General features: G+C 71.4%; 13 protein-coding genes. 6 read left to right on the forward strand and 7 right to left on the reverse strand.

What is annotated here, in order from left to right; translation table 11 throughout:
• Positions 1-51 precede the first annotated feature (51 nt).
• Positions 52-2,541 carry a DNA gyrase/topoisomerase IV subunit A gene (locus ACH5HR_RS02250; protein ID WP_416476016.1) on the forward strand — a complete coding sequence of 830 codons (2,490 nt, stop codon included), beginning with the start codon at positions 52-54 and terminating at the stop codon, positions 2,539-2,541.
• A gap of 26 nt (positions 2,542-2,567) precedes the next feature.
• On the opposite strand, the gene ACH5HR_RS02255 is transcribed toward ACH5HR_RS02250, so the two are convergent.
• Genes ACH5HR_RS02255 through ACH5HR_RS02270 form a run of 4 tightly spaced genes read right to left on the reverse strand, consistent with a single transcriptional unit; the run spans position 2,568 to position 4,765 of the window.
• Positions 2,568-2,972 (reverse strand): type II toxin-antitoxin system VapC family toxin, encoded by a 405-nt coding sequence (locus tag ACH5HR_RS02255; RefSeq protein ID WP_416476018.1) that lies wholly within the window; start codon positions 2,970-2,972, stop codon positions 2,568-2,570.
• Positions 2,972-3,232, reverse strand: a complete 261-nt coding sequence (locus tag ACH5HR_RS02260) for a type II toxin-antitoxin system Phd/YefM family antitoxin (protein WP_416476020.1) — start codon at positions 3,230-3,232, stop codon at positions 2,972-2,974. Before ACH5HR_RS02260 ends, ACH5HR_RS02255 begins: the two co-directional genes overlap by 1 nt.
• 51 nt (positions 3,233-3,283) lie before the next feature.
• The gene (locus ACH5HR_RS02265) at positions 3,284-3,988 is read right to left on the reverse strand and encodes an alpha/beta fold hydrolase (protein ID WP_402371576.1); all 705 of its coding nucleotides are present in this window, start codon (positions 3,986-3,988) and stop codon (positions 3,284-3,286) included.
• A gap of 54 nt (positions 3,989-4,042) precedes the next feature.
• Complete coding sequence (locus ACH5HR_RS02270) at positions 4,043-4,765, reverse strand: alpha/beta fold hydrolase (RefSeq protein ID WP_416476022.1); 723 nt, start codon at positions 4,763-4,765, stop codon at positions 4,043-4,045.
• Positions 4,766-4,888: 123 nt separating this feature from the next.
• Between ACH5HR_RS02270 and ACH5HR_RS02275 the strand changes: the two genes are divergently transcribed.
• Genes ACH5HR_RS02275 through ACH5HR_RS02290 form a run of 4 tightly spaced genes read left to right on the forward strand, consistent with a single transcriptional unit; the run spans position 4,889 to position 6,584 of the window.
• The gene (locus tag ACH5HR_RS02275; protein ID WP_402371572.1) at positions 4,889-5,311 is read left to right on the forward strand and encodes a GNAT family N-acetyltransferase; all 423 of its coding nucleotides are present in this window, start codon (positions 4,889-4,891) and stop codon (positions 5,309-5,311) included.
• A 54-nt stretch (positions 5,312-5,365) separates the two neighbouring features.
• Positions 5,366-5,824 (forward strand): hypothetical protein, encoded by a 459-nt coding sequence (locus tag ACH5HR_RS02280; RefSeq protein ID WP_402371571.1) that lies wholly within the window; start codon positions 5,366-5,368, stop codon positions 5,822-5,824.
• Positions 5,821-6,279 carry a hypothetical protein gene (locus ACH5HR_RS02285; protein WP_416476024.1) on the forward strand — a complete coding sequence of 153 codons (459 nt, stop codon included), beginning with the start codon at positions 5,821-5,823 and terminating at the stop codon, positions 6,277-6,279. Before ACH5HR_RS02280 ends, ACH5HR_RS02285 begins: the two co-directional genes overlap by 4 nt.
• Entirely contained in the window at positions 6,276-6,584 is a 309-nt protein-coding gene (locus ACH5HR_RS02290) for a winged helix-turn-helix domain-containing protein (protein WP_402371567.1), read from the forward strand. Before ACH5HR_RS02285 ends, ACH5HR_RS02290 begins: the two co-directional genes overlap by 4 nt.
• A gap of 13 nt (positions 6,585-6,597) precedes the next feature.
• Here the strand turns inward: ACH5HR_RS02290 and ACH5HR_RS02295 are convergent, their stop codons facing one another.
• Genes ACH5HR_RS02295 through ACH5HR_RS02305 form a run of 3 tightly spaced genes read right to left on the reverse strand, consistent with a single transcriptional unit; the run spans position 6,598 to position 9,221 of the window.
• Entirely contained in the window at positions 6,598-7,365 is a 768-nt protein-coding gene (locus tag ACH5HR_RS02295; RefSeq protein ID WP_402371566.1) for a formylglycine-generating enzyme family protein, read from the reverse strand.
• Positions 7,366-7,374: 9 nt separating this feature from the next.
• On the reverse strand, positions 7,375-8,079 hold the full coding sequence (locus tag ACH5HR_RS02300; protein WP_416476026.1) for a lysoplasmalogenase family protein: 705 nt from the start codon (positions 8,077-8,079) through the stop codon (positions 7,375-7,377).
• Between the two features lie 17 nt (positions 8,080-8,096).
• Entirely contained in the window at positions 8,097-9,221 is a 1,125-nt protein-coding gene (locus tag ACH5HR_RS02305; protein WP_416476028.1) for a GNAT family N-acetyltransferase, read from the reverse strand.
• 69 nt (positions 9,222-9,290) lie between these two features.
• Here ACH5HR_RS02305 and metH point away from each other — a divergent pair, with 69 nt between their 5' ends.
• The gene (metH, locus tag ACH5HR_RS02310) at positions 9,291-12,917 is read left to right on the forward strand and encodes a methionine synthase (RefSeq protein ID WP_416476030.1); all 3,627 of its coding nucleotides are present in this window, start codon (positions 9,291-9,293) and stop codon (positions 12,915-12,917) included.
• The last annotated feature ends 10 nt before the right edge of the window (positions 12,918-12,927 follow it).

The following is a 12,927-nucleotide window of genomic DNA, read 5'->3' on the forward strand; positions in this document are numbered from 1 at the left end:
CCGCCGTCGGGCACCACGCCGCAGCGAGAACGACCCAGGGAGCCGCACCGCATGGCGCGCAAGAAGGCCGCAGCCGTCGCCGACGAGCCGTTCGACGAGAAGATCGTCGACATCGACGTCGCCGCAGAGATGGAGACGTCGTTCCTCGAGTACGCGTACTCCGTCATCTACTCGCGTGCGCTCCCGGACGCGCGGGACGGGCTCAAGCCCGTGCACCGCCGCATCCTGTACATGATGTCCGACATGGGGCTGCGCCCCGACCGGGCGTACGTGAAGTCGTCCCGCGTGGTCGGCGAGGTGATGGGTAAGCTCCACCCGCACGGCGACGCCGCGATCTACGACGCGCTCGTGCGTCTCGCCCAGGACTTCTCCATGCGCCTTCCCCTGGTGGACGGTCACGGAAACTTCGGCTCGCTCGACGACGGCCCTGCCGCCCCTCGTTACACCGAGGCCCGCCTCGCTCCTCCGTCGATGGCGATGACGGCCGGGCTGGACGAAGACGTCGTCGACTTCGTCCCGAACTACGACAACAAGCTCACCCAGCCCGAGGTGCTGCCCTCGGCCGTGCCGAACCTCCTCGTCAACGGGGCGTCCGGCATCGCGGTGGGCATGGCCACGAACATGCCGCCGCACAACCTCGTCGAGGTCGTCGCCGCCGGTCAGCACCTGCTGGCCAACCCGGAGGCGACCCTCGAGGACGTCATGCGCTACATCCCGGGGCCGGACCTGCCCACGGGCGGCAAGATCGTCGGGCTCGACGGCGTCCGGGACGCCTACCGCACCGGCCGCGGCTCGTTCCGCACCCGCTCGACGGCGCGCATCGAGAACGTCACGCCACGCCGCAAGGGCATCGTCGTCACCGAGCTGCCGTACACGGTGGGTCCGGAGAAGGTGATCGAGAAGATCGCCGACGGCGTCAAGAACAAGAAGATCCAGGGCGTCACCAACGTCCAGGACCTCACCGACCGCTCCCACGGCATGCGGCTGGTCATCGAGGTCAAGACCGGGTTCGACCCGGAGGCCGTGCTCGAACAGCTCTACCGGACGACCCCGCTCGAGGACTCGTTCGGGATCAACAACGTCTCGCTCGTGGACGGGCAGCCACGCACCCTCGGGCTGCTCGACCTGCTCCGGGTGTGGGTCGACCACCGCGTCGACGTGGTGCGGCGTCGCTCCACGTTCCGGCTGGGCAAGCGCAAGGACCGCCTGCACCTCGTGGAAGGCCTGCTGGTCGCGATCCTCGACATCGACGAGGTCATCCAGGTCATCCGCACCTCGGACGACGCCGCCACGGCCCGCGAGCGCCTGCAGTCCGTGTTCGACCTGTCCGAGCCGCAGGCCTCCTACATCCTCGACCTGCAGCTGCGCCGTCTGACCAAGTTCTCCCGCATCGAGCTCGAGACCGAGAAGTCCGAGCTCGAGAAGGAGATCGCCGCGCTGGAGGAGATCCTCGGCGACGAGGCGAAGCTCCACGCCGTCGTCTCGGACGAGATGGGCGACGTCGCCGCCACCTACGGCACGCCCCGCCGGACGGTGCTGCTCGACTCCGCCGGTGGCACGGCGTCGTCGGCTGCCGGCACACCGGCCGCACGTGGGCGCAAGGCTCCCGCGATCGACCTGGAGATCAAGGACGCGCCCACCCGCGTGCTGCTGTCCGCGACGGGCCTGCTGGCACGCACCTCGGGTGAGGGCGCGGAGGCCCCGGTCGAGCGTGCCGGACGGCGGCACGCCCACGACGCGCTGCTCGGTGACGTCGAGGCGTCGACGCGCGCCGAGGTCGGGCTGGTGACCACCGCCGGACGGCTGCACAAGATCTCGGTGATGGAGCTGCCGTCGCTGCCCGCCACCGACGGTCCGCCGTCACTGTCCGGCGGGGTCCCCGTGCGCGAGATGGTCACGCTGGACCCGGGCGAGGAGGCGCTGGCCGTGGTCTCCCTGGCCGAGGACGCCCCGACGCTGGCCGTGGGGACCCGCCAGGGTGTGGTCAAGCGGATCGCGCCAGGCGACAAGCCCCGCAACGGTGACGTCTGGGACGTGATCTCGCTCAAGGACGGCGACGCCGTGGTCGGTGCCGCACCCGCGGCGGACGATGACGAGGTGGTGTTCGTCTCCTCGGACGCGAGCCTGCTGCACTTCGACGCCTCGGCCGTCCGGCCGCAGGGACGGTCCGCGGCCGGCATGGCGGGCATCCGGCTGGCGGCCGGGCAGCGGGTCGTGTTCTTCGGGGTCGCCCGGGCCGCCACGCGCGACCTGCACGCCGTGGTGACCATCGCCGGTGCCGCCGACGCGCTGTCGGGCACCGGTGCCGCCTCCGCCAAGGTCACCCCGTACGAGCTCTACCCCGGCAAGGGCCGCGCTACCGGCGGGGTGCGTGCGCACCGGTTCCTGAAGGGCGAGGACTCCCTCGTGCTGGCGTGGGTCGGCGAAGGGCCGGCACGGGCGGTCGGCTCCGGCGGTCAGCCCGCCGAGCTGCCCGAGGAGAGCCCGCGCCGCGACGGCTCGGGGACGCCCCTGGCCAGCCCTGTCGCAGCGATCGGCTGATCACCCCCCACCCGCCGTGGCGAGGATCAGACGGAGACGACGGCGAGCGTGTCGAGCTCGGTCAGCGGCGCGAAGTCGTCGTCCTGCGTGACAACGGGCAGCTCGTTCGCGAGCGCGATGGAGGCGATCCAGAGGTCGTTGACGTTGATCCTGCGTCCGGCCTCGGCGAGCCGGACACGGAGACGAGCCCAGTGCGACGCAGCAGTCGCGTCCACAGGGAGGAGCTCGAGGTGGGCGATCGAGTCCAGTGTCGCGAGCCGCCGGGCGCGGGTCTCGGAGTCCTTGGCTGCCAGCACGCCGGCCTGAAGTTCTGCACGAGTGATGACCGAGACGAACGACTCGTCGGGGAGCGCCGCGCTGTCGAGCGTCCTGCCGGACTCGGACGCGATGAAGACACTCGTGTCGAGCAGACCCCGAGGACTTGGTGCCATCACCGGATGGGCCCGAGCTCGTCGCCGGTGCTGTCCGCGAGCGCAGCCAGATCCTCGCGCAGGCCCGCATCTGCTTGGACGGTGCCCAAGATCTTCTGGAGCTCAGCACGTCGAAGCGAGCGGGCGCGTGTCGACGTGACGGGACCGATCTCCGCGACCGGCGCTCCGTGCTGGGTCACCGTGACGTGGTCGCCTGCGGCGACGCGCCGCAGCACCTCGGCTGTGTGGTTCCGTAGGTCGCGACTGGCGATGGTCGACATGTGCGCAAGTGTAGCGGCCAGCGCACACCCGCGTACTGGACCGCCCGGCCGTCAGCGAGAGACTGCCGCGGCGATGGTCTCGCCGAGCTCGCTCGGTCGGGTGAACATCGGCCAGTGACCGGTCGGCAGGTCGACGATCTCGTAGTCCTTCAGTGTCTTGAGCTCGCGCACGAACGGGTGGTCGCGCGCCATCAGGTCGCGCAGAACCTCCCCCGGGAGCAGGCACGCGATCACCGTGGCCGGGACCGCACGCCGGACCTCTGCATCACCGATCAGGTGGTGCGGTTCACGCGCGGTAGCCGCGGGTTGTGGGACGGACCTCTGCCGGAACCTGGCCAGCTGGTCGTCGGTCAGCCCGGTGGGCTCCCCGTCCTCGAACTCGTCCCACGCCGGCAGTGGCTGGTCGACGACTTCGTCCGGCAGCTCCGAGTTCACCGCTTGACCGTCCGCGAACGGACCGCTGTCGACGTAGACGACGCGCTCCACGCGGTCGGGGCGCTGGTCAGCCGCGGCATAGACCAGGCCGCCGCCGGCGGAGTGCCCCACCAGCACGACCGGACCATCTGCGGCGTCGATCGCCCCGACCACCGCGTCGACGTGGTCACTCAGTGTGACACCCGACCGGTCCGCATCGACCGACTCGAGACCGGGAAGCGTCACCGGGCGTGGCGCGTGGCCCGCGCGGGTGAGTACCGGCGCCACCTCGTCCCACGCAGCGCCGTCGAGCCAGAACCCGGGAACGAGGATGATGTCCATGCCCGGAAACTAGAACGTGGCACCGACACCCCGGGGCTCGATGCCCCGTCCGGCTCAGCCTGAGACGGCCGCCGTGATCGCCTCACCCAGCTCGCCGGGTCGGGTGAACATCGGCCAGTGACCGGTCGACAGGTCGACGATCTCGTAGTCGTGCAACGCCGCCAGCTCTGCGGTGTACGGGGATCCCGCGCCGATGAAGTGGCGATACATGGAGCTCGGGCTGTCGAACCCCTCGAACGCCTCGCAGGCGATGACCGTCGTCGGCACCTCGTAGCGCCGATCGTCGCTCAAGGTCACCGGATCGGACGCCACCCGGACCGGTGTCGGGATCGCGACGGCCCGGAACCGCGCCCGCAGGTCCTCGTCGAGGTCCACCAGGTCGGGCTCGTCGAAGACCGACCAGTCGGGCAAGGGGATCTCGTGGCCCACCACGGGCAGCGCGTCGTTGATGACGCTGCCGTGCCCCATCGGCACGGAGTCGACGTAGACGTTGCGGGCGATGCGTCCCGGACGGCGGTCAGCGGCCGCATGGATGACCGCTCCCCCGCCGGAGTGCCCCACCAGGACCACCTGGGCGTCGTCGTCCAGGGCGTCGACCGCCGCGACGACGGCGTCGACATGGTCCTCCAGGCCGATGCCGGACCGGTCGTCGTCCACCGAGCCCATACCGGGCAGCGTGAGCGGGTGGACGGTGTGCCCCGCGGCCACGAGCGGCGGGGTGACGGCGTCCCAGGCGGACGCGTTCAACCAGAATCCGGGTACCAGGATGATGTCCATGCCGCCGAGCATAGGAGTGACCTCTGACACAGGGACCGGAGGCCCGCTCGACCCGTCGGCGAACCAGGGACCACGTCGCGGAACGGTCGTCGCCACGGACCACGCGGATGCTTGGATCGACCCGTGTCCGACGACGAGTTCTCCGCCGACCCCGCCCGCCTCGACCACGCCCGCGTGCACCGGCTGCTGAGCGAGCACGCCTACTGGGCAGCCGGCCGGAGCCGGGCCGCGCAGGACGCCGCGATCGCGGCGTCTCGCAACTACGGGATCTATACCGCCACGGGCGAGCAGATCGCCTACGCGCGCGCAGTGACCGACGGCGTCACCTTCGCCTGGTTGGCGGACGTGATCGTCGACCCCGCGCACCGTGGTCGCGGACTCGGCACACGGCTCGTCGACGGCGCCCTGGCCGACCTCGACACGCTCGGTCTCAAGCGGGTCCTGCTCAAGGCCGCACCCGAGGCCCGCGCGGTGTACCTCCGGGCCGGGTTCACCGGTCTGGACGAGCCAGAGACGTGGCTCCAGCGTCGCGCTCAGGTCCGCTGAAGGCACCGGCGCGAGCTGCTTGCCGATACGGAAAGTAGTTTCTAAGCTGACAGCGTGACCCGATCCACACCCGAGTCCGACGACGCCGGTCGGCTGCTTGCCGAGGCTGGACGCGTCACGCTCGACGCCCGAGACGACCGTCTCCGGCACAGCGCGGTCCTGTGGGCGGCGGGTCTTGGCATGGCCGCCATCGCACTCGTCGGGCCTCTCACTGGTGACCGATCGTGGTTCCTCGTCGCGCTCGCCGGCGCCTTCGCCCTCACCCTCGTGCTGATCGGACTGACCGCTTACCTCTCCACCACCCGGTCGACGACGATCCCTCGCGGGACGAGAACGATCACCCGCAACACGGTGGTCTTCGGCGTGCCCGTGGTCGTCCTCGGGAACCACCTGGTGGACGCCGCCGGCGGGGACACCCTGGCGCATGTGCTCCTGGTGTGCGCCGTCCTGGCGCCGTACGCCACGGGTGCCCTGCTGATCGCGTTCCGCCCAACGTCGAGGAACGACATATGACCGCACTGCGCCCTTCCCCGGACGAGGTCGCCGCATCGCTGGAACGAGCCACCCCGCGCCCGTTGAGCAGGGCCCGCGACCACCGTGTCCACGGCTGGACGGTGGCGGTGCTCGCGCTGACGGTGGGAGCCCTGACGGGTGTGGTCCTCGGCACCTGGGGCACCACCTGGCAGTGGCGAGGACCCGCGAACATCGGGGCGCAGGGCGCCTTCCTCGCCCTGCTGGTGACGACGGTGGTCTGGCGCGACCGAGCATCCCGAGCCCGGCCCCGACGCACCTCCAGGACAGCGATGGTCGGGACGGTCACCACGGGTCTGCTCGCCCTCGGCGTGACCACACCGGTCTACCTTGCCGACCTGCCGTCCCCCGCACCGTGGGTGACGATGGCGGTCGCCGTCGTCGTCGCGGCGCCAGGCCTCGTGGCCGGCGCGCTGATCGTTCGAGGAGCACGGTGAAGCACCCGCGGCACCAGCTCGAGGAGTCCTTGAACTCGCCGGTCCGGTTCAGCATCGTCGCCGCGCTCAACACCGTGGACGAGGCGGAGTTCGCGGTGGTCCGTGACGCCGTCGAGGTCTCCGACTCCGTGCTGTCCAAACACGTCGCCACCCTGGAGCGCGCCCGGCTCGTGGCGGTCCGCAAGGGATACGTCGGCAAGAGGCCGCGCACCTGGCTGCGGCTGACCAAGGACGGCCGTCGAACGTTCGCCTCGCACGTCGCCGCGCTGCGCGCGATCGCCGACGGCGCAGCCGGACCCACCTGAGCACGGCACCGCACTACGGCCGCAACGGAGTCCATCCGAACGGCACCGGTCCGCTGACCGCGGCGCGGTCGAGGTCGGCCTGGTGGGACCAGCCCTGGCCCGCCCGTTCGCCAGGACGCCCGGCGGGCCCGCGGGCCACCCGGAACCCCAGGTCGTCGAGTCGCGCTCCGGGCACGCTGCCGCGTCGGACCGAGGCGCGCACGCTCCAGTGCCGGTCTGCCCAGCCGCCGCCCCGCAGGCTCCGATAGTCGGCGTACCGGGCGGTGTCGGCGTAGTCCCAGCACCACTCCCAGACGTTGCCGAGCATGTCGGCGAGGCCGAAGTCGTTGGGCTGCTTGAGCCCGACCGGCTGCGCCCCGTCGACGTGATCCGCATCGGTCCACGCGACGTCCGCCAGCGGGCCATAGGTCGGGCCGTCGGTGCCGGCCCGGCACGCCCACTCCCACTCGGCCTCGGTCGGCAGACGGAAGCCGTCGGCAGCCACGTCCCAGACGACGGACGACTCCCCGATCGCGTACGGCTCCGTCAGCCCTTCCTGGCGCGAGGCTTCGTTGCACCATGCGACGGCGTCGCGCCACGACACCGAGTGCACCGGCGCGTCACCCCGGGCGCCCTCCGGCACCATCGTTCCGCGCACCTGCGCGTACTGCGCCCATGTCACCGGGGTGCGAGCGAGCGCGAACTCGGTGAGCTCGACGTCGCGGGTCGTGCCGGTCCGTGCATCACGCAACGTGATCGTGCCGGCGGGCACGCGCACCACCTGCGACCGGAGGTCAACCATGCCCGCCCCCTACGCCAGGGCCCGTACGGTCGGCTGCCGCGCCACGACACCCGCGACGATCAGCACCTGCCCCAGCACATAGGTGGCCATGATCCAGAAGCCGGACATCGGCGGCACGACGTCGGCGAACGCGCCGAGCGCGATCATCGCGTCCGAGAAGAGGAACAGCAGTCCACCGAGCCAGGCCAACCGGTGCACGCCCGTGGCCAGCACGGCCATCATGGTCAGGAGCACCGCGTAGACGACGACGGCGACCCCCAGCACGCCGGGCGCGCCCGGCAGGCACAGGGCCACCAATGCGACGGCGAGGAACACGTACACGGCGGTGGCTGCGGGGTGCCGCACCAGCACCGACTGACGCCACGACGGCCAGAACGCCACGACGTAGACCACCTGGGCGCACAGGAACCCGCCGACCATCGCCAGGAACGCGGTGTCCCCGGTGAAGAGGTCGGGCAGGGTGTCACCGACCCAGGAGAAGCCGAGCGCCACCAGGACCAGGCGTACGAGCCGCGACCGGGGTGCCGCCGTCGTGCACCAGAGCGTGGCCGCGAGCGCCGGCATCAGCAGCCACTGCGTCGGGTCCGCGACCTCCTCCATGCCGGCCAGCTGAGCGATCAGGTGCACGACGGCGAGGGCGGCGAGGACGGTAGCCGCGACGCGGGCGCGGCGGGAGGTCAGCAGCGAGGGCTCCCCGGGAACGACATCGGTCACGCGGCGCAGCGTAGCGGTCAGAGCTCGATGGTCAGCAACCGTGAGCCGTGCGTGAACTCGTAGCCGAGGCTCGCGTACATCCCGTGCGCCCCCGAGGGGTTGGCCGTGTCGACGCCCAGGGACGCGTACTCCATGCCGTCGGCCGCCATGGCGCGCAGGGCGGCGGCGAGCGCCGCCAGGGCGGCCTTGCGTCCGCGGTAGGCGCGCCGCGTACCGAGCAGGGAGGTGTACCCGAAGGAGTAGCCGCGCACGGCGAAGTCCTCGTCGAACCGGTCGGCCATCTGGTAGCCGACGACGAGCGGCTCTCCGGCGCGCAGGGCGGCGGCGGTCTCGGCGTCGGTGTCAGGGTCGGCGAGCAGTGCGTCGACGTCCGGGTCCTCGTCGAGCACGAGGAAGGACCATCCGGGCATGAACGCCGTCCGGTAGGAGGTCCACTGCTCGGCCGTCCGCGGCTCGCTGCCCCAGTGGTCACGGAACGCGTCGTTGTGCGCGAGGCGTGCGGCGTCGTCGAGCTCCGGCGCGAACGGGACCAGGCGCAACGACCCGTCGAGCGTGACGTCCGGCACCGGCGCGGCGTCGAGGTCGCGCAGGTCGCGGCGCAGGTCGGAGTAGAAGCGGCGCGGGGTGAACCCGAACCGCTCGTAGAGGCGCACGCGCGAGGGTGGGCTGTCGTCCTCGGCCATCGTGGCCAGGCGCGCGGGCAGCTCCTTGCCCGACGCCGCGAGCACCTGCCGACCGCGAGCCACCTGCCAGGCGAAGAGCTCGCGTCCGATCCCCTGCCCCCGCACCTGCGGGTGCACCCCGCCGAAGAGGAACGCCCGCACGGTCCGGGTGTCACCGGGCATCGACTCGACCATGGCGTAGGCGCGCAGTCGTCCCTCGCCGTCGACGCCGACGAGCGAGTCGGTGTCGAACCGCCGCCAGGGCGCCTGGAACAGCTCGGTCAGCTCCTCGATGGTCTCGCGGTAGGGCTCGGCGTCCGCCTCGGCGATGGTGTTGCGCAGCTCGAGGAGCGCTGCGGCGTCGCCCGGCGCGGCTGGCCGCCAGGTGAGGCCGCCGGCGGTGAGAGTGGGCAGGAACGCTGGCGCGTCGGCCCGGTCCGCGATGGGTGCGAGGTCGCTGCTCGTGTCGGCGGTGGTCATGGACCGAGGGTAGGTCTCACCAGGCGTCGGCCGCACCGTGATTTGCGCTGCCGCAGCTACGCTGAGCCGGTGACCTCGACGCTCGACTTCTCCGTTGCCGACGCCCGCTCCGACGCCCTGCGGGAGGCCCTGCGCACCCGCGTGGTGGTGGCCGACGGCGCCATGGGCACGATGATCCAGGCGGCAGACCCGACCCTGGAGGACTACGAGCAGCACGAGGGCTGCAACGAGATCCTCAACGTGACACGGCCAGACCTCATCGGGAGCCTGCACGACGAGTTCCTGGCCGTCGGGGTGGACGCGATCGAGAGCAACACCTTCGGCGCGAACTGGTCCAACCTGTCGGACTACGGCATCGACGACCGCATCCGCGAGCTGGCCCGAGCGGGCGCTTCGATCGCCCGCGAGCGCGCCGACGCCTTCGCGACGCCGGACTACCCGCGCTGGGTGCTGGGTTCCATGGGTCCGGGCACCAAGCTGCCGTCGCTAGGGCACACCACGTACGACCACCTGCGCACCACGTTCGCCGAGCAGGCCGCCGGGCTGCTGGAGGGCGGCGCGGACGCCCTGCTGGTCGAGACCAGCCAGGACCTGCTGCAGACCAAGGCCGCGGTGACGGCGTGCCACGACGCGATCAGCGCCGTCGGACGCTCGGTCCCGGTGATCGCCTCGGTCACCGTGGAGACCACGGGCACGATGCTCATGGGATCGGAGATCGGGGCGGCGCTGACCACGCTGCAGGCGGTCGGCGTCGACGCGATCGGACTGAACTGCGCCACCGGCCCGGACCAGATGAGCGAGCACCTGCGTCACCTGGCGCGGCACGCCGAGGTGCCCGTGACGTGCATGCCGAACGCCGGGCTGCCGGAGCTCGGCCCGCACGGCGCCGTCTACCCCCTGTCGCCCGAGGAGCTGGCGGCGGCGCACACGCAGTTCGTCGACGAGTTCTCCCTCGGCCTGGTGGGCGGCTGCTGCGGCACGACGCCGGAGCACCTGCGCCAGGTCGTCGAGGCGGTGCGCGGGCGCGAGCTGCGGCCGCGCGAGGTGGAGCGCGAGAACGGCGTCGCGTCGCTGTACTCGCACACGGACCTGTCCCAGGACGCCTCGTACCTGGCCATCGGCGAACGCACCAACGCCAACGGTTCCAAGGCGTTCCGCGAGGCGATGCTGGAGTCCCGCTGGGACGACATCGTCGACATCGCCCGCGCCCAGACCCGCGACGGCGCGCACCTGCTGGACGTCTGCGTCGACTACGTGGGGCGCGACGGCGTCGAGGACGTCCGCGAGGTCGTCTCGCGGCTGGCCTCGGCCTCCACGCTGCCGCTGGTGATCGACTCCACCGAGCCGGAGGTGGTCCGGGCCGGGCTGGAGCTCGTGGGCGGGCGCGCCGTCGTGAACTCGGTGAACTTCGAGGACGGCGAGGGGCCCGGCTCGCGGTTCCGGCGAGTGATGCCGGCCGTCGTCGAGCACGGCGCCGCGGTCATCGCGCTGACCATCGACGAGGAAGGCCAGGCGCGCACCGCGGAGAAGAAGGTCGCGATCGCCTCGCGCCTCATCGACACGCTCGTGGCCGACTGGGGCATGCGGGTGGACGACATCATCGTCGACACCCTCACGTTCCCCATCGCGACCGGCCAGGAGGAGACGCGCCGCGACGCCATCGAGACGATCGAGGCGATCCGTGAGCTCACGCGTCGCTACCCCGGCGTGCACACCACGCTGGGCGTCTCCAACGTGTCGTTCGGGCTCAACCCGGCCGCCCGCACGGTGCTCAACTCGGTGTTCCTGCACGAGGCCGTGCAGGCCGGTCTGGACTCCGCCATCGTGCACGCGGCGAAGATCCTGCCGCGCACCGCGATCCCGGACGAGCAGTGGGAGGCCGCGGAGAACCTCGTGTGGGACCGGCGCGTGTACGACGACGAGGGCAACCTCACGCACGACCCGCTGTCCCACCTGCTGGAGACGTTCTCCGGCGTGGACTCCGCGGCCCTGCGCGACCAGCGGGCGGCCGAGCTCGAGGCGCTGCCCGTCGGTGAGCGGCTCGAGCGGCGCATCATCGACGGCGCGCTGAAGGGTCTCGAGGGCGACCTCGACACGGCCCTGGCCGACGGGATGAAGGCGCTCGACATCGTCAACACCCACCTGCTGGGCGGGATGAAGGTGGTCGGTGAGCTGTTCGGCTCCGGGCAGATGCAGCTGCCGTTCGTGCTGCAGTCGGCCGAGGTGATGAAGTCCGCCGTCGCGCTGCTCGAGCCGCACATGGAGAAGGTCGAGGGCGCTGACGAGCAGACCAAGGGCACGATCGTGCTCGCCACCGTGCGCGGCGACGTGCACGACATCGGCAAGAACCTCGTCGACATCATCCTGACCAACAACGGCTACTCCGTGATCAACATCGGCATCAAGCAGCCGATCTCCGCGATGATCGAGGCCGCCGAGGAGCACGACGCCGACGTCATCGGCATGTCCGGGCTGCTCGTGAAGTCCACGGTGGTGATGAAGGAGAACCTCGCCGAGCTGGAGTCGCGCGGGCTCGCCAAGAAGTGGCCGATCCTGCTCGGCGGCGCGGCCCTGACACGGACCTTCGTCGAGGACGACCTCGCCTCGCAGTTCCCCGGCGTCGTGCGGTACGCCCGCGACGCGTTCGAGGGGCTGCGGCTCATGGAGCCGCTGGTCGCCGTCGCGCGCGGGGCGTCGGTCGACGACGTCGGCCTGCCCGCGCTGCGCAAGCGCCGGCACAACGTCGTCACCGTGACCGAGACGGCACCCGAGGACCTGCCGGCGCGCTCCGACGTCGCCGACGACAACCCCGTCCCCGCTCCCCCGTTCTGGGGCACGCGCGTGGTCAAGGGCATCCAGCTCGCGGACTACGCCGCGTACCTCGACGAGCGCGCGACGTTCATGGGCCAGTGGGGCCTCAAGCCGGGGCGCGGCGAGGACGGCGCCTCGTACGACGAGCTCGTCGAGACCGAGGGCCGGCCCCGCCTGACCGAGTGGCTCTCGACGATCCGCAGGGACCAGGTCATGGACCCCACCGTGGTCTACGGGTACTTCCCCGTGTGGTCCGAGGGCGACGACATCGTGGTGGCGCACCACGGGCCCGGCATGACCGCGCCGTCCGGACAGATCGGGGCGCACAGTGAGATCGGAGCGCCCGATGGCGGCTCTGGCGGTCAGCCGGGGACCGAGCGATTGCGCTTCACCTTCCCCCGCCAGAAGCGCGACCGGCACCTGTGCCTGGCGGACTTCGTGCGGCCGAAGTCGTTCGTCGAGGAGACGGGTCGTTTCGACGTACTGCCGATCCAGCTCGCGACGGTCGGCGAGCCGGTGTCCGCGTACACGGCGAAGCTGTTCGAGGCGAACAAGTACCGCGAGTACATGGAACTGCACGGGCTGTCCGTCCAGCTCACCGAGGCGCTGGCCGAGTTCTGGCACTCGCGGGTGCGCTCCGAGCTCGGGTTCGCCGACGAGGACCCCGACGACGTCGAGGGCATGTTCAAGCTCGAGTACCGCGGGTCGCGGATGTCACTCGGGTACCCGGCGTGCCCCGACATGGAGGACCGACGCAAGGTCGTCGAGCTGCTGAAGCCGGAGCGGGTCGGGGTGACGCTGAGCGACGAGCTGCAGCTGCACCCGGAGCAGTCGACGGACGCGTTCGTGCTGCATCATCCCGAGGCCAAGTACTTCAGCGTGTGAGGCGGTCGTG

The sequence above is a fragment of the Isoptericola maris genome (genome assembly GCF_048065335.1).
In the GTDB taxonomy this organism is placed as follows: Bacteria; Actinomycetota; Actinomycetes; order Actinomycetales; family Cellulomonadaceae; genus Isoptericola; species Isoptericola rhizosphaerae.

Excerpts from the sequence above, each read along its gene's own strand:
- ACH5HR_RS02260 (WP_416476020.1), bottom strand. The coding sequence starts at position 3,232 with ATGTCGACCATCGCCAGTCGCGACCTACGGAACCACACAGCCGAGGTG.
- ACH5HR_RS02255 (WP_416476018.1), bottom strand. The coding sequence starts at position 2,972 with ATGGCACCAAGTCCTCGGGGTCTGCTCGACACGAGTGTCTTCATCGCG.
- ACH5HR_RS02305 (WP_416476028.1), bottom strand. The coding sequence starts at position 9,221 with ATGACCACCGCCGACACGAGCAGCGACCTCGCACCCATCGCGGACCGG.
- ACH5HR_RS02285 (WP_416476024.1), top strand. The coding sequence starts at position 5,821 with ATGACCGCACTGCGCCCTTCCCCGGACGAGGTCGCCGCATCGCTGGAA.
- ACH5HR_RS02265 (WP_402371576.1), bottom strand. The coding sequence starts at position 3,988 with ATGGACATCATCCTCGTTCCCGGGTTCTGGCTCGACGGCGCTGCGTGG.
- ACH5HR_RS02295 (WP_402371566.1), bottom strand. The coding sequence starts at position 7,365 with ATGGTTGACCTCCGGTCGCAGGTGGTGCGCGTGCCCGCCGGCACGATC.
- ACH5HR_RS02270 (WP_416476022.1), bottom strand. The coding sequence starts at position 4,765 with ATGGACATCATCCTGGTACCCGGATTCTGGTTGAACGCGTCCGCCTGG.
- ACH5HR_RS02250 (WP_416476016.1), top strand. The coding sequence starts at position 52 with ATGGCGCGCAAGAAGGCCGCAGCCGTCGCCGACGAGCCGTTCGACGAG.